The organism is Streptomyces sp. NBC_01515 (genome assembly GCF_045040345.1).
In the GTDB taxonomy this organism is placed as follows: domain Bacteria; phylum Actinomycetota; class Actinomycetes; order Streptomycetales; family Streptomycetaceae; genus Streptomyces.
Genome location: NZ_CP109416.1, coordinates 1,112,163 through 1,130,282, shown reverse-complemented (window position 1 = coordinate 1,130,282; position 18,120 = coordinate 1,112,163). Strand labels below are relative to the sequence as shown.

Sequence of the window (18,120 nt, the reverse complement as noted above, 5' to 3'; positions counted from 1 at the left end):
GCCGTCAGGCCGTGAGCCGCTCGCTGACCTCCCAGAGACGGGCCGCCGCCTCCGGGTCCACGGCGCGGGGGAGCACCCCCGGGATCGTGTCCCCGGTGGCCCAGGCGGTCTCGTTCTCGGGGGCCACCAGCGGGCTGATGTCGACGTTCTCGCAGTAGACCCCGCCGAGACCGTCGAGCTGCGGGCTGGTCGCGCACCAGACGCTGGTGGCCGCGCCCTGCTGCACGGTCTTCATCTGGCGCTCGGGGTCACGGATCGGCTCGCCCTCGCCGTCGAGCGCGCCCGCGGCCTGGAGCATCGCCGGGTCGATGTGCTTGACCAGGCCGGTGTCGACGATCAGGCCCGGGTGCACGGCGAACGCGCGGATGCCCTCGGCCTGTCCGCGCCGGTCCACCTCGACGGCGAACAGGGCGTTGGCCGTCTTGGACTGGCCGTAGGCGAGGAACGGCTCGTACTTCCGGTGCTCGAACTGCAAATCGTCGAAGTCGACGCCGGCGAAGCGGATGCCCCGCGACGAGAGCACCACGACCCGCGCGCCGTTCGCCGCGACCAGTGCGGGCCACAGCTTGGTGGTCAGCTGGAAGTGCCCGAGGTGGTTGGCGGCGAACTGTGCCTCGTAGCCGCGCGCGTCCCGCGCCAGCGGGGTCGCCATGATCCCGGCGTTGTTCACCAGGAGGTGCAGCGGACGCCCGGAGGTCAGGAACTTCTCTGCGAACGCGTCGATCGACGCCGGGTCCAGCAGGTCCATGTGCTCGACCTCGGTTCCGGGGAGGACCGCGAGCGCCGTCCTGGCCCGCTCCACGTCCCTCGCGGGTACGACGATCTGCGCCCCGGCGCCGTGCAGTACCCGGGCCGTCTCCAGGCCGATGCCGGAGTAGCCGCCCGTGACGATCGCGACCTTGCCGGTCAGGTCGACGCCCTTGATCACCTCCTCGGCGGTGGACGCGGCGCCGAAGCCGGAATTCAGGGGCTGCTGTGCGGTGCTGGTCATGTCTGCGCTCTCCTCGTCAGCTGAGCTGTTGAGACCACCGTAGGGCGGCAGATCCGTACGATGAATACTTGAGAATCCGCATAACTTGCGTGATAGTTCGAACATGACCGTGGATCCCCTGTCCGACGCCCTCGCCGTCGCCGATGCCCGCAGCGTGTTCTCCGGCGGCTTCACGGCCGGCAGCGACTGGGCCATCGAGCTGCGCGGACGCGACCGGCTGAAGGTGAACGCCGTGGTGCAGGGCGGCTGCCTGCTGGTCCGGGACGGCGGCGAACCGCTGCGGCTCGCCGAGGGAGACGTCGTGATCTCCGACGGCGGCCAGCCGTACACGCTGTGCAGCCGGCCCGGCGTCGCGCCGACCGACTCCGCGGACGTCGTCATGGACCCGGCGACCCGGATGGGCCGGCTCGGGCAGGGCGACGCGGTGGACGTCGCCTGCGTGTCCGGGCACGTCGACCTGAGCCGCGACCGCGGGGACCTGCTGCGGCGGGCGCTGCCGGAGCTCGTCCACGTGCGGGCCGACTCGCCCGAGGCGGGTGTACTGCGGTGGCTCATCGGGCAGTTGGCGGCCGAGATGCGCACGCGCCGGGCCGGGGTCGAGTTCGTCTCGGCGCAGCTCGCGCAGCTGATGTTCGTGCAGGTGTTGCGGGTCTGCCTGACCGACTCGGACGGGCTGCCGCCCGGCTGGCTGCGCGCCCTCGCCGACGAACGGCTCGCCCCCGCCCTGCGCCTGATGCACGGCGACCCGGCCCACCCCTGGCAGTTGGAGGAGCTGGCCCGGGCGGCGGCGATGTCCCGCACGACGTTCGCCGTACGGTTCAAGGAGGCGGCCGGTGTGCCGCCCCTGACCTACCTGCTCAACTGGCGGATGAATCTTGCCGCCCGGGCCCTCCGGCAGGACACCGCCCCGGTCGGCGCGCTCGCCCGTTCCGTCGGTTACACCTCGGAGAGCGCCTTCAGCAATGCCTTCAAGCGGGCGGTCGGGGTGGCGCCGCGGCGGTACCGCGAAGAGGCCCTGGCTGGGAGCCGAGCCGTTCTTCGAGTCGCACGGTGACCTGGTCGCCCTCGCCTTTGCCGATGGCCTTTCGAAGATCGGCTTTCACGGGGAGTTTGTGGGTGCCGTCCCCGAGAGCCATGAACGAACTGCGGAAAGGGTGTCCGTCGATCGTGCCGCGGATCTTGACCAGACCGCGGGTGCCGAAGAACGCGACGGACTCGGGCCAGACGAGATAGGTCCAGCCGCCGTCGTTCGGGCTTTTGATCAATTCGGCGGTGAATTCCTCGTTCAACGGGGTGCCGGTGCTCATGGTGCGTCCTCCGCTCGGGGTGGCCTGTCGTAGAAGAGACCGCCCCGAGCGGGGAAAATCATCGCGGACGCCGGCCCTCAGGCCCCGGCGGGCACCCGGTCGAGGAAACCGAGCACGGAGCGGATACGACCGTCCCCGTCCAGGGTGATCACGTCGAAGCCGGCGACGGGCGCCGAGCCGTCGGCCTCGCTCACCAACTCCCAAGAGAAGCGCGCCGTGTTGTGATGTCCGTCGACGGCGCCCAGGGGGCGGAAGGCGAACCCCGGGAACTGCTCGTGCGCCCCGGCGATCAGCCCCGCGATCTCCGTGTGTCCGGCGACTGACGCCAGCGGGTCGGTGTACGTACCCTCGACGGACCAGGCGGCGGCGACCGCCTTCGTCAGCGCCTCCGGATCGCCCGCGTTCCAGGCCTCGAAGTAGCGGGCGACGGCACTCTCGTATCGGTCGGTGTTCGCGGACATGGTGAATCAGCCTCCAGCGAGGTCGTTCGTACTGGTCAGGGACCGGATCCGCTGTCTGGCGACCCGGTGACACCACCCTGCCGGGGCGCGCGGAAGACGTCGATTACCCCCCGGGTAATGACGGCGGGAGAAACGCGCAAAACGGGCTACGAAGCTTTTCGGCCAAACAGGGCTGTGAATATGCCAAGAGAGTGGCTAAAAAGTCGTGGTGACAGTGTTTCAGGAGTGAACATACTCGTCTGCTAAGGCATAACTTCCCGAATGCCAGGGCATAGCTTCACGAGGCAAATCCGCCATCGTGCGCACCAACTGAGCCACCCGAGCCGCCATCAGAGCCGCATGGAAAGCGAGGCCCGACCGGCAATCGACACGCGACGGGGGAGTGATCGTGCACGACGAATTCCTGTGCCATGTCACCGCGTACGGTACCTGCGGCGGACAGCGCGTCGGGGTGCCTCTGGGAACCTACCGCGCGCCGACCCTGGCACTCGCCTTGTGGTGGTTACGGGACCGCGCGGTGTGGATGGCCGACCGGCTCGATCCGCAACCGGAGAACCCGCGCTTCCCCAGGGGTGCCCTGGTACCGGTCTCCGACACGGCCCCCGACGTGCCCCGCGCGTTACGCACCTGGTCGCGTGATGTCGGCCAACAGGAGCAGGTCGCCTACGAGTTGGCGGCCGGGCGGCTCGTGCAGATCGCCATCAGCGACGAGACCACCGAGTACGAGCTGCTCGCCGAATCGGTGGATGCCCTCCGGATGCAGCGGACCGTTCCGGCACTGGTCGTCCCCGTCGCCTGACACGTGCCGACCACGGCACACCCCTGACCGCTGACCGGGCGCACAGGTGAACGAATCGGTAGAATTCGGGGCATGTCAGAGCGGCCGAACGCGCCGACCGCGCCCGAACTCCTCCTGGAGACGGAATCGGGCTCCACGGTCATGACCCCGGGCCGCGACTACCACGTCGGCCGCGACCCGCTCAGCGACATCGTCATCGACGACGCCCGCGTCTCCTGGCACCACGCGGTCCTGCGGCCCGACGCCGGCCACTGGACGCTGGAGGACGAGCACAGCACGAACGGCACCTACGCCGACGGCCGCCGAGTCCAGGAATGGGGCGTCGGCCCCGGCAGCGTGATCCGCTTCGGCAACCCGGCCGACGGCCCGCGCGTCGTCCTGGCCGACCGTCCCGCCCCGGCCCCGGAACGCCCCTCGGCCGTGTCCATGCCCGCCTTCACCGGCACGTTCCGGCAACCGACCACCGTACGACCGCTGCCCAGCCGCACCGTCCGCATCGGCCGGGCCGACGACAACGACCTCGTCGTCGACGACCTGATCGTCTCCCGCCGCCACGCCGAACTACGGTCCATGCCCGACGGGACGTACGAGATCGCCGACCTCGGCAGCCACAACGGCACCTACCTCAACGGCCAGCCCGTCGCCCGCGCACCCATCGGACCGGGTGACATCGTCGGCATCGGACACTCCGCGTTCTGTCTCGTCGGCGACCAATTGCAGGAGTACGTCGACACCGGCGAGGTCTCCCTCGACGTACAGGACCTCACCGTCGCTGTCGACCGAGGCCGCAAGGTCCTGCTCGACCAGGTGTCGTTCCCGGTGGGCGAGAAATGCCTGCTCGCCGTCGTCGGACCCAGCGGCGCCGGCAAGTCCACCCTGCTCAACGCGCTCACCGGCCAGCGCCCCGCCGACCGCGGCACCGTCCTCTACGACGGCCGCGACCTCTACCGCGACTACGCCGAACTGCGCCAGCGCATCGGCCTCGTCCCGCAGGACGACATCCTGCACGCCCAACTGACCGTGCGCAGCGCCCTGTCCTACGCGGCCGAGCTGCGCTTCCCCCAGGACACCGCCAAGGCCGAACGGCAGGCCAGGGTCGACGAGGTCATCCGCGAACTCGGCCTCGAACAGCGCGCCGCGCAGCCCGTGCACAGCCTCTCCGGCGGCCAGCGCAAGCGGGTCAGCGTGGCCCTGGAGCTGCTGACCAAGCCCTCGCTGCTCTTCCTCGACGAACCGACCTCCGGACTCGACCCGGGCATGGACCGCTCGGTGATGCACATGCTGCGCGGCCTCGCCGACGACGGCCGTACCGTCATCGTCGTCACCCACAGCGTCCTCAGCCTCGACGTGTGCGACCGGCTCCTGGTGCTCGCGCCCGGCGGCAAGGTCGCCTACTACGGGCCGCCCGACGACGCGCTCGCCTTCTTCGGCTTCGAGCACTGGCCGGAGGCCTTCGAGGCATTCGAACGGGACCAGGACCGGGACTGGGCAGGGGAGTTCAGGGAATCGTCCTTCCAGCGCCAGTACATCGCCAACTCCACCGCGCAGCCCCACCTGCTCGGCTCCGCACCGGCCGCCGTTGCTCCCCCGCCCCGCCCTCGCAGCCGTAGCGCTCAACTCGGCACGCTGGTACGGCGCTACACCGCGGCCCTCGCCGCCGACCGGACCTTCCTCGTCATCATGATCGCGCTGCCGTTCGTCATGGGCGCGATGGCCCGCGCGCTCGCCGGGAGCGAACTGACCCGGGAGACGGCGATGAACGCGCTGCTCATCCTGTGCGTCGGCGGCGTGCTCACCGGCGCGGCCAACGCCGTGCGCGAACTCGTCAAGGAACGCGCGATCTACCGGCGCGAGAGAGCCGTCGGCCTGTCCCGATCGGCGTATCTGCTCTCCAAGGTCGTCGTCCTGGGCGCGATCACCGTGGCGCAGGCCGTGGTGCTCACGCTGGTCGGACTGTTCGGCGTCGATCTCAACGCGCCCGGGGGCAAAGGGGTGTTGATGCCACCCCTGATCGAAATCACCGTGGCCGTCGCCCTGTTGGCCTTCACCGCGATGATGCTCGGCCTGCTGGTCTCCGCGACGGTGCGCAAGGAGGAGGTGACGATGCCGTTGCTGGTGCTGCTCGCCATCGTCCAAGTGGTGTTCTGCGGCGCCCTGTTGAAGCTGCACGGCGTACCCGGTCTGGAACAGCTCTCGTGGCTCGTTCCCTCCCGGTGGGCGCTCGGCGGGATGGCCGGCACCATCGGGCTGGCCCGGATCGTGCCCGGCGAGCTGACCGGCGACCCGATGTTCCGGCACTCGGCCGGGGTGTGGCTGCTCAACATGGGCATGCTGGTCGTGCTGTCGCTGCTCTTCGGAATCCTGGTCTCCCGGCTGCTGCGGCGGCACGAACCCGCCGTGATGCGGAAATAGGGGCCGCCACGATGACGATCCCGTCCCCCGGCTTCCGGCCCACGCATGTCGTCCCCGAGCACGGGATGCCCGCCTGGGAGGCCCCGGACCCCGCCCGCCCCACCGTGCCGCTCGACGCGCTGCTCCCGGTGCAGTTGCTGGAACGGCGCGGCGACTGGGCCCACGCCCTGTGCTCCAACGGCTGGTCCGCCTGGGTCGACGGCCGCCACCTGATCTCCGTCTCCCAGGACCCACCGGCGGCCGGCGGCCCCCTCACCCGCACCGCCGACCCGCGCCCGCTGCTCGCCCGCGCCGAACAGGCCCTCGCCCGCTACCGCAGCGCGGTGGAGGATCTCGCGGGCGGCGGCCTGGACGGCGCGTCCTTCCAGGCCCGCACCAAGGGCTTGCGGATCGGCGTGGTCGTCGACGGAGAGTCCGTCTGGCTCTACGACGCCGACCACGAGCGCTGGGTCCACGGCGACGGCACCCGCCTCAGCACCTACGCCTCGGCCGACGGGCCCCGTGCCGAACCGGCCGACCCCGGTCACGCCCCCACCCAGGTCGTGAGCCCCGATGGCCCGTGACGCGAGCCTCTTCTCCGGCCGCCCCTCCGAACTGATCGGGCAGCAGATCGCCGGCTACCGCATCGAGGACGAGATCGGCCGCGGCGGCATGGCCGTCGTCTACCGCGCTCACGACCTCCGCCTCGACCGCACGGTCGCCCTCAAGCTCCTCGCCCCCGAACTCGCCCGCAACGACACCTTCCGCAAACGTTTCACCCACGAGTCCCGGGTCGCCGCCGCGATCGACCACCCGCACATCGTCCCCGTCTTCGAGGCGGGCGAGACGGACGGCGTCCTGTACATCGCCATGCGCTACGTCGCCGGCAGCGACCTGCGTCATCTCCTGGACCGGGAGGGGCCGTTGACGCTCCCGACTGCCACCCGCATCGCCACGCAGGTCGCGTCCGCGCTGGACGCGGCCCACGAACACGGGCTCGTCCACCGGGACGTGAAACCCGGCAACATCCTCGTGGCCCGCGGCACGGACAGCGACCACCCGGAGCACGTGTACTTGACCGACTTCGGCCTGACGAAGAAGTCCCTGTCCCTGACCGGGTTCACGACCGTGGGGCAGTTCGTCGGCACGCTCGACTATGTGGCTCCTGAGCAGATCTCCGGGCGGCCGGTCGACGGCCGGTGTGATGTGTACGGGCTCGCGTGCGTCGTCTACGAGACCCTCGCCGGGCAGCCGCCGTTTCGGCGGGACGACGACATGGCCTTGCTGTGGGCACACCAGTACGACATGCCTCCGGCGGTCAGCGAGGCTCGGGGTGATCTGCCGGGGCACATCGACGGGGTTTTCGCGAAGGCGTTGGCGAAGAGTCCTGATGATCGTTACGAGTCTTGTCTGGCGTTTGTCACGGAGTTGCGTGGGGGTGATGCCGGGCATGCGCCGACTGAGGTGGACCGGTGGGTGGCGGTGGCTCGGGGGCGGGATGAGGGGCCGCCTGCGCCGCCTCGGTGGGCGGAGCCGGTCTTCAGGCGGCTTGGCTAGTGTTTCGTCTGCGGGTGCGTCGTGGCTGGTCGCGCCCACGCGGCGGAGCCGCAAATTGACACAGCCCCGCGCCCCTAAAGGGACGCTGCAGTCCCCGGCGTCAGGCCGTTGAGGGGTACTCGTCGTGCCGTGACTCTGCGGCGCGCGATTCGCCAAACCGACCCCACCCGGACCACCGTGTCCTCGTACGTCACCGATCCGCATGAGCCGTCCGCTTTGATGCCCAGGCCCTTCGATCGGGCCCGCACCCGACCGTCCGCCAACTCCTCCACCACCACGTTGGTGACGTGATGGGCGACAGGGTTCGCGGCGCCCAACGCAAGGGCCGCGTCCACGAGTTGGGTGAGGCCGGTGAGTGTGCCCTGGCCGAAGTCGGTGAGGTCGTACTCGACGTCCGGGGTGAACACCTCGGTCAGGCGGTCGAGTTCGCCCTCGTCGACCAGGTGGCCGTGCAGGGCGATCAACTCCGTTATGGCCAGGCGGTCTTCGAGAGGCAATGCCATGTCTGCCCTTCCTTTGGGTGGGCGCACACTCTCATGCCTGGCGTTGCGGCTGCGCGGGAATTTCCACCTCGCCCCGTCGGTGGACCGGCCTTGCCAGGAGGGCGCCGAGGAATCCCGCGATCAGACCCCACAGCGCGGCCAGACCCATCGCCGACCACACCTCGGGTTTCAGGAACAGGTCTCCGGACAGGCCGCCTCCCACGTCGCCGATGCCGAGGAGGGAGAGGCCGTAGTGGGCCGAGGTTCGTCCGACCAGGCAGATCATGAGGACCGCGAGGGCGAAGGCGATCGCCAGGTGGACGGCGTGTTGCCAGGCGCGTACGTGGGCCGGGGAGCGGGCGGCCATCAGGAAGGCGGCCGACAGGAGCAGGACCGCGTTCACGGCCAGGAGCCACCACACGCCGTTGTCGTGGGCGGCGAGCGAGCGCAGGTTCAGGGTGGAGATGTCCGGGGTGCGCAGGACCTCGTTCAGGAGGCGGGGGACGGGGAGGCCGAAGGGGCCGTCGACCCGGCCGTTCCAGGTGGCGCCCAGTCCGATCGTGAGGGCCAGCCAGACCAGGTTCGGCATGCCCAGGAGGATGAGGGCGAAGGTCTGGGCGGCGTAGCCGCGTGTCGCCGCTACGACCAGGGCCAGGACGACGCCCAGTGCTACGTAGGTGACGAGCAGCGCTACCACCGCGAACGCTGCCGGGCGTACCGACGCGTGGAAGCGGAGGAGGCGGGCGGGGAGCGGGGCGCCGGGGGAGACCAGGAGGGCCAGGATCAGTACCCCTGCCAGCCACAGCAGTCCGAACAGCACCGTCTGCGGTACGTCCGCCTCGAAGCCGACCTCGGGGGACGCGCCCAGCAGGTCGCCGATGTCGCCCAGGGTTCCGGTGCCCAGGGAGATCGAGAACTTCTGGCGCGCGCCCAGGGCCAGTCCGATCAGGGCGAGCAGCCACAGGACGGCGATTCGGGCGGCCCAGCCGGCCAGTTCCGCGCCCGAGGCGACCGCTCGGTGCCGGAGGGGTCGTAGGAAGCCTGCCGCGGTCAGCAGGGCGCCGGTCAGGGTTACCGAGAGGGGGATGACGGTCAGGCCTGCCTTGGTGTCGGCCAGGGAGCCGGCGTTGCCGGTGAGTTTCATCGTGCCGCCCACCGCCGTCACCACCGTGGCCGTGACGACCCTGGGGAACGCGCCGTCCGGGAGGTCCGTCGCGCCCGCCGCCCACAGGCCCAGCGCGGAGACCAGGCCCATGCCGAGCACTCCTGCCAGCATCGTGGCAAGCGCCTGGAGCCAGCCGTGTTGGGCTACTGCCTGGTCAGAGGGGGTTCGGGGGGTCACGTTGTCACGCTAAGCAGCGGCCGGGGAGCGCGCCCGCCGGGAGGGCCGTCCGCGTCGGCTTGCGGGCGGACCGGGACCCGAGCACACAATGGGGTCGTTGTGGATAAAGCGGCACAAATCATTACGAGTGCCGCAGTCGACCGCGTCGGGAAGAAGAGCTCGTGAGCGTCGAACCTCCGTCTTCAGGCCGCCCCACCGGACCGCCCTCCGGCCCGCTGTCGGGACCCTCCCAGCCGCCTTCCGGCCCGCCCTCGCAGCCCTCGGGCGGCGGCGGTGCGGGAGCACCGGAGCCGCACCGGCCCTGGTGGAAGTCGGTGCCGCGGGTCGCGATCCTCACGGCTGTCGTGGTGGCCGCCGTGGTGCTGGGGCTCGTCTTCACCCGGTCCGACGGCGGTTCGAGCAACACCGCGAGCAAGGGCGAGGTCTTTCTCCAGGCCGCGGCCAAGACCGGGCCCGACCCGTTCACCGAGTCCAGCGCCACCGAGAACTCCGCCCCGCCCGTCTCCGCGTCCCCCAGTGCCTCGGAACCGGTGAACGCGGTGCGTGGCGTCGACGGCGGCGCCCCCGGTCTCTACGGCGGCACCCAGAACGTCTCCAGCTGTGACGTCGAGAAGCAGATCAAGGCGCTCCAGGCGGCCCCGGCCAAGAACACGGCGTTCGCGTCCGTCGTCGGCGTCCAGCCCGCCGGAGTCCCCGCCTACCTGCGCTCGCTCACCCCCGTACAGCTGCGCATGGACACCCGTGTCACCAACCACGGCTACCGCGACGGCGCCGCCACCAGCTACCAGGCCGTCCTCCAGGCCGGCACCGCCGTCCTCGTCGACAACCACGGCGTGCCCCGCGTCCGCTGCGCCTGCGGCAACCCCCTGTCGCCGCCCGTCGCCCAGCAGACCACCCCGAAGCGCACCGGCGACACCTGGTCCTCGTACCGGCCGCAGAACGTCGTCGTGGTCACCCCCGCACCCCAGATCATCAACATCTTCGTGATCTACGACCCCGACAACCACCACTGGTTCGGCCGCCACCACGGCGACACGGGCAAGCACGACCACAAGACCCCGCCGCCGGTGAACCCGGCCAGCCCCTCGGTCACCGTGTCCCCGCCGACCTCGCCGTCCTCCAACTCCCCGTCGCCGTGCGCCTCCACGGCCCCCGGTACGCCGGGAACGCCCGGCACGTCCACCAGCCCGTGCCCGCCGACGTCGAGCGCACCGTCCTCGCCGTCCTCCTCGTCCCCGAACTCGGAGTCCCCGTCCTCCGAGCCGCCGTCGACGGAGTCGTCGTCAGCCTCTTCCGCCTCCTCGGCCTCGTCCTCCCCACCCGCATCGCCGGCTTCCGACACGACCACGACCTCGTCGTCCAGCTTCAGCGCGCCGGTTTCGGCGGGGTCGATTTCACCGTCACTCTGATCGGGGGGACTGCCGGGCGTGGGGCTGGGTACGAGCACTGGTACGACAGCGACCGGCAGTGCCGCCTTCCGAGAGAGACACGCATGATCGACCACCGGGACGGGGTAGTGATACCGACTCGTTTCGACGTGCCCGTGGAACCGCTGAGGCGGGCGGCGCACTACACCGGCGAACCGGGCTGCATCTCAGCGGCCCGGCACTTCACCCACCAGTTCCTGGAACAGCTCAGAACCGAGTGGTGCGCCACGATCGACGACCAGTCCGACGGCGAACTGCTGCTGGTGGTGAGCGAGTTGGTCACCAACGCGGATCGCCACAGCAACGGGCCGTACATCCTGGAGCTGGAGGGCACGGACACCTCGGTGACGGTGTCCGTCTGCGACAGCAGCGTCGCCCTGCCCCGGCTCTTCGCCCGGGACCCCGAGCGCATCGGCCGGCACGGCCTGGAGATAGTCCACGCCCTGGCCGCGCAGGTGAGCGTCGAACGGGTCCCGGTCGGCAAGCGGGTGCGCGCCGTGGTGTACCTGGGCGGAGAGGACCGCTAGGCCCTCACGCCCCGTCCCTCACGTCCCGGTCCGGGTGGCCGTGATCAGCTCGTGGAAGTACCGCTTGGTGACCCGGCCGCCGTGCCGCGTCTCCAGCAGCTCCCGGAGACAGGCCAGCAGGCCCTGGCGCGAGGGCTCGTCCATCGCGAGATGGCCCGAGTACGTGAGCACGACGTCGAGATACTCGTCGGTCGTGTACGTGATCTCCTGCGCGCCCCGCCACACCGTGACGTCCTCGAAGTACGCGGAGCCCTCGAACTCTCCTGTGTCCGTTGCCGTGTCGTCCTCGGTGGGACTCCGGAAGCCGGGCGGAGTGGCCGGGTCCCAGCGTTCGTAGCAGCGCTGCATCCGGTCGAAGAAATCCTGGGTGCCGCCCGCCACATGGTGGGTGGTGACGACCGCGAGGTGCCCGCCGGGACGCAGCGCGGACGCCGTCTTCGCGAGGAACCTCCCGGGATCGAACCAGTGGTACGCCGTCGCGATCACCGCCAGGTCGAACGGCTCGTCCGGCACCTCCCACAGCTCGAAGTCCGCGACCTGTACGTCCACCCGCGGGAACGCGCTCAGATTGCGCCGGGCCAGCGCCGCGAGCGACGGACCCAGTTCCACGGCGGTCAGCCGGCAGCCGAACTCGGCCAGCGGGACGGTGAGTTGGCCGGTGCCGGGGGCGATCTCAAGGACCCGGCCGGCCGGGCCGAGGTCCGCCGTGCGGGCCAGTTCGTCGACCAGGGAGCGCGGATACCGGGGGCGGGCCCGGTCGTAGCGCTCGGCCGCCCTGTCGAATGTGTCGCGCAGCACCGTTCCGGCACCCTTTCGTATCGGCGATTCCCCCCAGGGCAGAATGCTGATCCCTTGCCCTCACGTCCAAGGCTTTTAGTCTGAGGGGGTGAGCAACCAAGCGCCGAACCAAGCCCGCGTGATTCCGCTGCGCCCGCACGAGCCGGCCCCTCACCTGCCGGAGCCACAGGTTCCCGCGCCCAAGGAACCCTTGTGGCGCGACCTGGTCGGTGACGTCCTACGACGCGAACGCCTCGCGCAGGAGCGCACGTTGAAGGACGTGGCCGACGCCGCCCGGATCTCCATGCCGTATCTCTCGGAGGTGGAGCGGGGCCGCAAGGAGGCCTCCTCGGAGGTCCTCGCGGCCGCCGCCCATGCCCTCGGCCTCGACCTCGCCGACCTGCTGTCGCTGGCCGGGGACGAACTCGGCCGGCACCGCAACAGGCGTCAGGGCAGGGTCACTTCGCCGTACAACGGGCAGCTCAGCCTGGTCGCCGCCTGACAGCGTCGCTCAGAGCGGGCCGAGGCGTCGGCTGACCACCTCGTCGGCCAGGCCGTACGCCACGGCCTCCTGCGCGGTGAACACCTTGTCGCGGTCCATGTCGGCGCGCAGCGTGGCGATGTCGTGGTGGGTGTGCCGGGACAGCACCTCCTCCACCTGGGAGCGGATCCGCACCATCTCCTTCGCCTGGAGGGCGAGATCGGAGACCATGCCACGCTGCCCGCCGCTCGCCGGCTGGCCGAGCAGCACGCGCGCGTGCTCCAGGACGAACCGCCGCCCGGGGTCCCCGCCGGCCAGCAGCACGGCCGCCGTCGAGGCGGCCTGACCGACGCAGAACGTCGAGATGGGGGCCTGTACGTACGTCATGGTGTCGTAGATGGCCATCAGCGAAGTGAACGAGCCGCCGGGCGAGTTGATGTAGATCGCGAGCTCCCGCTCCGGCGCCGACGACTCCAGATGGAGGAGCTGCGCGATGACGACGTTGGCGACGCCGTCATCGATGTCGGTGCCGAGGAAGATGATCCGCTCGGACAGCAGCCGGCTGAACACGTCGTACGAACGCTCGCCGTTCGGGGTCCGTTCGACGACGTTCGGAATCGTGTACGTCCCCATGTCAGAGCCCCATCCGTCGCTTCGAGGCGGCCGGGCGCACGTCGTCCAGCGAGGCGACGACCCGGTCCACCATGCCGTACTCCTTGGCCTGTTCCGCCGTGAACCAGCGGTCGCGGTCGCCGTCGCGGGAGATGGTCTCCTCGCTCTGGCCGGTGTGCTGAGCGGTCAGCCGCTCGATGGTCCTCTTCGTGAAGTCCAGGTTCTCCGCCTGGATCTCGATGTCGGCGGTGGTGCCGCCGATGCCCGCCGACGGCTGGTGCATCATGACCCGCGCGTGGGGCAGGGCGTAGCGCTTGCCGTGGGTGCCGACGCTGAGCAGGAACTGGCCCATGCTCGCCGCGAATCCCATGGTCAGCGTCGCGACGTCGTTCGGGATCAGCCGCATCGTGTCGTAGATGGCGAGGCCCGCCGTCACCGAGCCGCCCGGGCTGTTGATGTACAGGCTGATGTCCGTACGCGGGTCCTCCGCGGACAGGAGCAGCAACTGGGCGCAGACCCGGTTCGCGGAGACCTCGTCGACCTGCGTACCGAGGAACACGATGCGCTGCCCGAGGAGTTGGGCGGCGAGGTGGTCGTCGAAGCGGGAGGACGGGGTGTCGCCCTCCTCGGCGCGGGGCATGAGGGCCGGTGCGAAACCGGCCGTGAGTGGAGACATGGGCACTCCTTGTCGAGGGTGTCGAGAGTGTCGTGACCTGTCTCCACTGTCGGCCGACAACGCCCCCGCCTGGGGGTTTCTAGGCCCTCAGCAGATTCGCCGTGAGCAGAGGGGTCAGCCGGAGCCCTCTTCGCGCAGCTGCCGGAAGAAGGCCCGTACGTCCGCTGCCAGCAGGTCCGGTTCCTCCATCGCGGCGAAGTGGCCGCCCCGGTCGAGCCTGGTCCAGCGGACGATGTTCTCGGTGCGCTCGGCCTTGTGGCGGAGCGGGATCTGGATCTCGGCCGGGAAGACGGCGAGCGCGGTGGGGGTGGTCGAGGGAAGGGTGGGCGCGGCGGCCCGGGCGCCGGTGGCGTGGGCCCGCTCGTAGTAGATGCGGGCGGCCGAACCGGCGGTCCCCGTCAGCCAGTACAGCATCACGTTGGTGAGCAGCCGGTCCCGGTCGACGGCCTCCTCGGGCAGTTCCTCCGAGTCGGTCCACTCCCTGAACTTCTCGACGATCCAGGCGAGTTGGCCGACCGGCGAGTCCGTGAGGGCGTACGCCAGGGTCTGCGGGCGGGTGGCGTGCAGGACGGCGTATCCGGTGCCCTCGCGCGACCAGGCGGTCCAGCGGCGCCAGGATTCCTGGGCGTCCGCCCGCTCCTCGGGGCCGAGTTCGGCGAGTTCCTCGGCGGTGGGCTCGGTGAGTGCCTGTGCGCCCGGCAGCAGGTTGAGGTGGACGCCGATGACCCGGTCGGGGTGGGCGCGGCCCAGCTCGCGGGAGATCGCCGAGCCCCAGTCGCCGCCCTGCGCGCCGAACCGCTCGTAGCCGAGCCGGCGCATCAACTCGGCCCAGGCGTCGGCGATCCGGCCTGGCTCCCAGCCGGTGTCGGCAGGCGGCCCGGACAGCCCGAAGCCGGGGATGCTGGGTACGACCACGTGGAAGGCGTCGGCGGGGTCGCCGCCGTGGGCCGCCGGATCGGTCAACAGGCCCACGATGTCCACGAATTCGACGATCGAGCCCGGCCAGCCGTGGGTGATGATCAGCGGGGTGGCGTCCGGTTCCGGGGAGCGGATGTGCGCGAAGTGGACCTTCGACCCGTCGATGGTGGTGGTGAACTGCGGCCACGCGTTCAGCTCGGCCTCGGCCGCACGCCAGTCGTAGGTGTGCCGCCAGTACCGGACCAGTTCCCGCAGATAGCCGGCCGGTACGCCGTACGCCCAGCCGGTGCCGGGCAGCTCGTCGGGCCAGCGGGTGCGGTCGAGGCGGGCGTGCAGGTCGTCGAGGTCGGCCTGTGGGATGTCGATGCGGAACGGGTCGATGCGGGACGGGTCGATAGGGGACGGCTGGGCGCTGTCTGCCTGCGAGGACGTCATGGGATCCGAGGCTAGTTCCGGGCGGGGGATCGGCCACCCGGATTGTTCTGCCGTCGGACCGATGAGTTTCGCGGCTCGCCCCGGTCGATACAGATGACCGTGTTCGATGCACCTGGAGCCCATGGAGGAGCTCATGACCACCGACGCACGCACCGACGGATTCACCACGTGTCTCTGGTTCGACGGTCAGGCCGAGGAAGCGGCCCACCACTACGTGTCGATCTTCAAGAACTCCAGCATCGGGCGCGTCAGCCACTACGGCGAGGGCGCCCCGCTGCCGGCGGGCACCGTGCTCACCGTGGAGTTCACGGCCTTCGGCCAGAAGTTCGTCGGCCTGAACGGCGGCCCGCAGTTCACGTTCAGCGAGGCGGTCTCCTTCCAGATCCCGTGCGAGAACCAGGAGGACATCGACTACTACTGGACCAAGCTCACCGACGGCGGCGAGCCCGGCCCCTGCGGCTGGCTCAAGGACAAGTTCGGCGTCTCCTGGCAGGTCGTCCCCAACCGGCTCATCGAGATGATCACCGACCCGGACCCGGCGAAGGTCGCCCGCGCGACGGAGTCCTTCATGGCGATGAGCAAGTTCGACCTCGCGGCACTGGAGAAGGCCTTCGCGGGGGAGTGACAGCGGGGCCGGCGGGCGGACCGGCCGCCCTTCGGCCACGTGGAGGATGCCTGCGCCGGCGCCGCCACCTCGGCGACGCTCGGCGCCCAGCCACGACCCCGGAAGCCATCGACCGCGCCCTTCAAGTACGGGCCGCCGTGGATGCGAAGAGCCCGCTCCAGGCACCGGGTCGCCCGTCCAATCGGACCCACTCCGGTGGAGGGAACCGATCAGCACCGGTGGTGGGCGCGGGCAGTGAAGCGCAGAAGGTCCGACGCCTCCTGCCGTACGGAGCCGACGTCCAGGCGTGACGGCCAGGGATCGGCTTGATCACCTGAGGCCCCTGCCAGGACCTCCCATCCTCTGGGCCTCGCCCTCAGATCTCCCCGGCCTGCGCCCCGGCGTCACCCTGACCGTCGTCGTCGGATTCTCGGGCGGCGACCATCGCCTCGGTCACCTCATCGTGGCCTCCGGCGGCAACGTCCACGCGTCCCTCGCCCGCGCGTCCCTCGCCCTCGCGGCGACGGCCCTGCCGCCCCGGACCCGCGAGACCACCGCCTGAGCGACCGCCCCCGGAGCCCCCGCACGGCCCGTTCCCGCGCCCCGCGCACACCCCCTCCGCGTAACCAGTGCGTTTCGGACGTTAATTTCCGCGCCCAAAGGGTTGGCGGGAAACCATCCCCTCGTTATCGTTCACCAACTTCACTCAATCGTTCGGCTGAACGAATAGCGACAAGGACGGTCGGTACATGTCCGACATCCACCACCCGGGCCGCCGGTCGGTGCTCGCCGCGGGCGTCGCCTCGGCCGCCGCGATCGGCGGGTCCTGGCTGCTGACCGGCTGTTCCGGGGCGGAGGCCGCGCCCGTCCTGCCGGCCGCCGCCGCGAAGGGCGCCCCCGACCGCGGCGGCACCCTGCGCATCGCCCGACCGCCCGCCTCCGACGCCGAGACCCTCGACCCGGCCAGCTCCCTGTCGGCGTACGAGTACCTGGGTGCCCTCTACAACCGGCTCGTCCGCGTCGCCGCGAACGGTGAGCTGGCCCCCGACCTCGCCGAGTCCTGGGAGACCGACGCCAAGGCCCGCACCTGGACCTTCCGCCTCCGCAAGGACGTCGCCTTCCACAACGGCCGCGCCTTCACCTCCGCCGACGCCGCCTACACGCTGCGCCACATCCTCGACAAGGCGACGGCGTCCCCGCAGGCCGCGGTCCTCGCTCCGCTCATCGACCCGGCGAAACTGGGCACACCCGACGCCCACACCCTCGTCGTCCCGCTGAAGAGCCCGAACGCCGAGTTCCCGAGCCTGCTGACGCACTACAACTGCTACGTCATCCCCGACGGCAGCGCGAAGTCGATCGGCCGCACCGGCATCGGCACCGGCCCCTTCAAGCTGGAGTCGTTCGCGCCCGCGGGCCCCGGCCGCGTCACCGCGTACAAGGACCACTTCGCGGGCCGCCCCGTCCTCGACGCCGTGGCCTTCTACTCGGTCGCCGACATGTCGGCCCGCTCAAATGCCCTGCTGGCAGGACAGGTTGACCTGCTCTCGCAGACCAACCTCGACTTCGCGACCGCCCGCGTGGTCGCCGCCTCCGACCGCGCGACCATCGCCCGCGTGAAGAACGCCCAGTGGTACGTCCTCCCGATGCTCACCACCGAGAAGCCCTTCACCGACGTCCGCGTCCGCCAGGCGATGAAGCTCGCCTACGACCCCGAGCACATGGTCAAGGTCGCTCTCCAGGGCGCGGGCACCCCCGGCTGGGACAACCCGGTACCGCCGAGCGATCCCGCGTACATCTCCGCGCATCCGAAGCACGACCCGGAGAAGGCGAAGTACCTGCTGAAACAGGCGGGCCACGAGGGTCTGGCGATGGACCTCTACACCTCGTCCTACGACCCGCTGTTCACGCCGATGGCGCTCGCCTACCAGGACTCGGCGAAGCGCGCCGGTATCCGGATCAAGGTCAAGACGGCCTCCGCGGACTCGTACTACACGCAGATCTGGATGAAGAAGCCGCTGATGGCCACCTACTGGTTCACGGGCCGGCCCGTCGACCAGCTCTTCACCCAGATCTTCCGCAGCGGCTCCTCCTACAACGAGACCGCCTGGTCCGACAAGCAGTTCGACGCGGTGCTCGACAGGGCCCGCGCCGAGATCGACGACACCAAACGGCGCGAACTCTACGGCGAGGCGCAGACGTTGGTGATCGAGAGAGGCGGGGCGATGACCCCGATGTTTGCCGACCGGCTCGTCGGCATCTCCCGCAAGGTGCGCGGATACGCCGAGCACGGCTTCGAGTTCGACTACCTCAACATCGGCCTGAAGGGAGCCTGA

The 18,120-nt window shown here is 70.5% G+C and carries 20 protein-coding genes; 11 read left to right on the top strand and 9 right to left on the bottom strand.

Going from position 1 to position 18,120, the window contains the following annotated elements; genetic code table 11:
* Positions 1–4 precede the first annotated feature (4 nt).
* Positions 5–991, bottom strand: coding sequence for an oxidoreductase (locus OG407_RS04710; protein WP_405855269.1), 987 nt, complete (start codon positions 989–991; stop codon positions 5–7).
* A gap of 103 nt (positions 992–1,094) precedes the next feature.
* Between OG407_RS04710 and OG407_RS04705 the strand changes: the two genes are divergently transcribed.
* Complete coding sequence (locus tag OG407_RS04705) at positions 1,095–2,045, top strand: AraC family transcriptional regulator (RefSeq protein ID WP_405855267.1); 951 nt, start codon at positions 1,095–1,097, stop codon at positions 2,043–2,045.
* On the opposite strand, the gene OG407_RS04700 is transcribed toward OG407_RS04705, so the two are convergent.
* Both OG407_RS04700 and OG407_RS04695 read right to left on the bottom strand, forming a co-directional pair.
* Positions 1,960–2,298 carry a DUF1905 domain-containing protein gene (locus tag OG407_RS04700; RefSeq protein WP_405855265.1) on the bottom strand — a complete coding sequence of 113 codons (339 nt, stop codon included), beginning with the start codon at positions 2,296–2,298 and terminating at the stop codon, positions 1,960–1,962. The genes OG407_RS04705 and OG407_RS04700 overlap by 86 nt on opposite strands.
* 77 nt (positions 2,299–2,375) lie before the next feature.
* A complete protein-coding gene (locus tag OG407_RS04695; RefSeq protein ID WP_405855264.1) occupies positions 2,376–2,759 on the bottom strand; it encodes a nuclear transport factor 2 family protein in 384 nt (127 codons plus the stop codon).
* Between the two features lie 388 nt (positions 2,760–3,147).
* Between OG407_RS04695 and OG407_RS04690 the strand changes: the two genes are divergently transcribed.
* From OG407_RS04690 to OG407_RS04675, 4 genes are all read left to right on the top strand, one after another.
* Entirely contained in the window at positions 3,148–3,558 is a 411-nt protein-coding gene (locus OG407_RS04690) for a hypothetical protein (RefSeq protein WP_033280890.1), read from the top strand.
* 72 nt (positions 3,559–3,630) lie between these two features.
* Entirely contained in the window at positions 3,631–5,970 is a 2,340-nt protein-coding gene (locus tag OG407_RS04685; protein WP_405855262.1) for an FHA domain-containing protein, read from the top strand.
* A gap of 17 nt (positions 5,971–5,987) precedes the next feature.
* Complete coding sequence (locus OG407_RS04680; protein WP_405868283.1) at positions 5,988–6,533, top strand: hypothetical protein; 546 nt, start codon at positions 5,988–5,990, stop codon at positions 6,531–6,533.
* Positions 6,523–7,506, top strand: a complete 984-nt coding sequence (locus OG407_RS04675; protein ID WP_405855260.1) for a serine/threonine-protein kinase — start codon at positions 6,523–6,525, stop codon at positions 7,504–7,506. Before OG407_RS04680 ends, OG407_RS04675 begins: the two co-directional genes overlap by 11 nt.
* A gap of 74 nt (positions 7,507–7,580) precedes the next feature.
* Here the strand turns inward: OG407_RS04675 and OG407_RS04670 are convergent, their stop codons facing one another.
* Both OG407_RS04670 and OG407_RS04665 read right to left on the bottom strand, forming a co-directional pair.
* Positions 7,581–8,009, bottom strand: a complete 429-nt coding sequence (locus OG407_RS04670; protein ID WP_405855258.1) for a nuclear transport factor 2 family protein — start codon at positions 8,007–8,009, stop codon at positions 7,581–7,583.
* A gap of 31 nt (positions 8,010–8,040) precedes the next feature.
* On the bottom strand, positions 8,041–9,330 hold the full coding sequence (locus OG407_RS04665) for a streptophobe family protein (protein WP_405855256.1): 1,290 nt from the start codon (positions 9,328–9,330) through the stop codon (positions 8,041–8,043).
* A gap of 161 nt (positions 9,331–9,491) precedes the next feature.
* On the opposite strand from OG407_RS04665, the gene OG407_RS04660 reads away from it, so the two are divergent.
* Both OG407_RS04660 and OG407_RS04655 read left to right on the top strand, forming a co-directional pair.
* On the top strand, positions 9,492–10,739 hold the full coding sequence (locus tag OG407_RS04660; protein WP_405855254.1) for a DUF6777 domain-containing protein: 1,248 nt from the start codon (positions 9,492–9,494) through the stop codon (positions 10,737–10,739).
* A gap of 83 nt (positions 10,740–10,822) precedes the next feature.
* Entirely contained in the window at positions 10,823–11,284 is a 462-nt protein-coding gene (locus tag OG407_RS04655) for an ATP-binding protein (protein WP_318022766.1), read from the top strand.
* 18 nt (positions 11,285–11,302) lie between these two features.
* Here the strand turns inward: OG407_RS04655 and OG407_RS04650 are convergent, their stop codons facing one another.
* The gene (locus tag OG407_RS04650; RefSeq protein ID WP_405855252.1) at positions 11,303–12,082 is read right to left on the bottom strand and encodes a class I SAM-dependent methyltransferase; all 780 of its coding nucleotides are present in this window, start codon (positions 12,080–12,082) and stop codon (positions 11,303–11,305) included.
* A gap of 88 nt (positions 12,083–12,170) precedes the next feature.
* Here OG407_RS04650 and OG407_RS04645 point away from each other — a divergent pair, with 88 nt between their 5' ends.
* Positions 12,171–12,563, top strand: a complete 393-nt coding sequence (locus tag OG407_RS04645; protein WP_405855250.1) for a helix-turn-helix domain-containing protein — start codon at positions 12,171–12,173, stop codon at positions 12,561–12,563.
* 9 nt (positions 12,564–12,572) lie between these two features.
* On the opposite strand, the gene OG407_RS04640 is transcribed toward OG407_RS04645, so the two are convergent.
* From OG407_RS04640 to OG407_RS04630, 3 genes are all read right to left on the bottom strand, one after another.
* Positions 12,573–13,175 (bottom strand): ClpP family protease, encoded by a 603-nt coding sequence (locus tag OG407_RS04640; protein WP_405855248.1) that lies wholly within the window; start codon positions 13,173–13,175, stop codon positions 12,573–12,575.
* Position 13,176: 1 nt separating this feature from the next.
* Positions 13,177–13,830 carry an ATP-dependent Clp protease proteolytic subunit gene (locus OG407_RS04635; protein ID WP_403594100.1) on the bottom strand — a complete coding sequence of 218 codons (654 nt, stop codon included), beginning with the start codon at positions 13,828–13,830 and terminating at the stop codon, positions 13,177–13,179.
* A gap of 114 nt (positions 13,831–13,944) precedes the next feature.
* Complete coding sequence (locus OG407_RS04630; protein ID WP_405855245.1) at positions 13,945–15,183, bottom strand: epoxide hydrolase family protein; 1,239 nt, start codon at positions 15,181–15,183, stop codon at positions 13,945–13,947.
* 121 nt (positions 15,184–15,304) lie between these two features.
* On the opposite strand from OG407_RS04630, the gene OG407_RS04625 reads away from it, so the two are divergent.
* The 3 genes from OG407_RS04625 to OG407_RS04615 all read left to right on the top strand — a co-directional run bounded on the left by OG407_RS04625 (position 15,305) and on the right by OG407_RS04615 (position 18,120).
* The gene (locus OG407_RS04625) at positions 15,305–15,808 is read left to right on the top strand and encodes a VOC family protein (RefSeq protein ID WP_365306105.1); all 504 of its coding nucleotides are present in this window, start codon (positions 15,305–15,307) and stop codon (positions 15,806–15,808) included.
* 286 nt (positions 15,809–16,094) lie between these two features.
* Complete coding sequence (locus OG407_RS04620) at positions 16,095–16,349, top strand: hypothetical protein (RefSeq protein ID WP_405855243.1); 255 nt, start codon at positions 16,095–16,097, stop codon at positions 16,347–16,349.
* Positions 16,350–16,536: 187 nt separating this feature from the next.
* The gene (locus tag OG407_RS04615) at positions 16,537–18,120 is read left to right on the top strand and encodes an ABC transporter substrate-binding protein (protein WP_405855241.1); all 1,584 of its coding nucleotides are present in this window, start codon (positions 16,537–16,539) and stop codon (positions 18,118–18,120) included.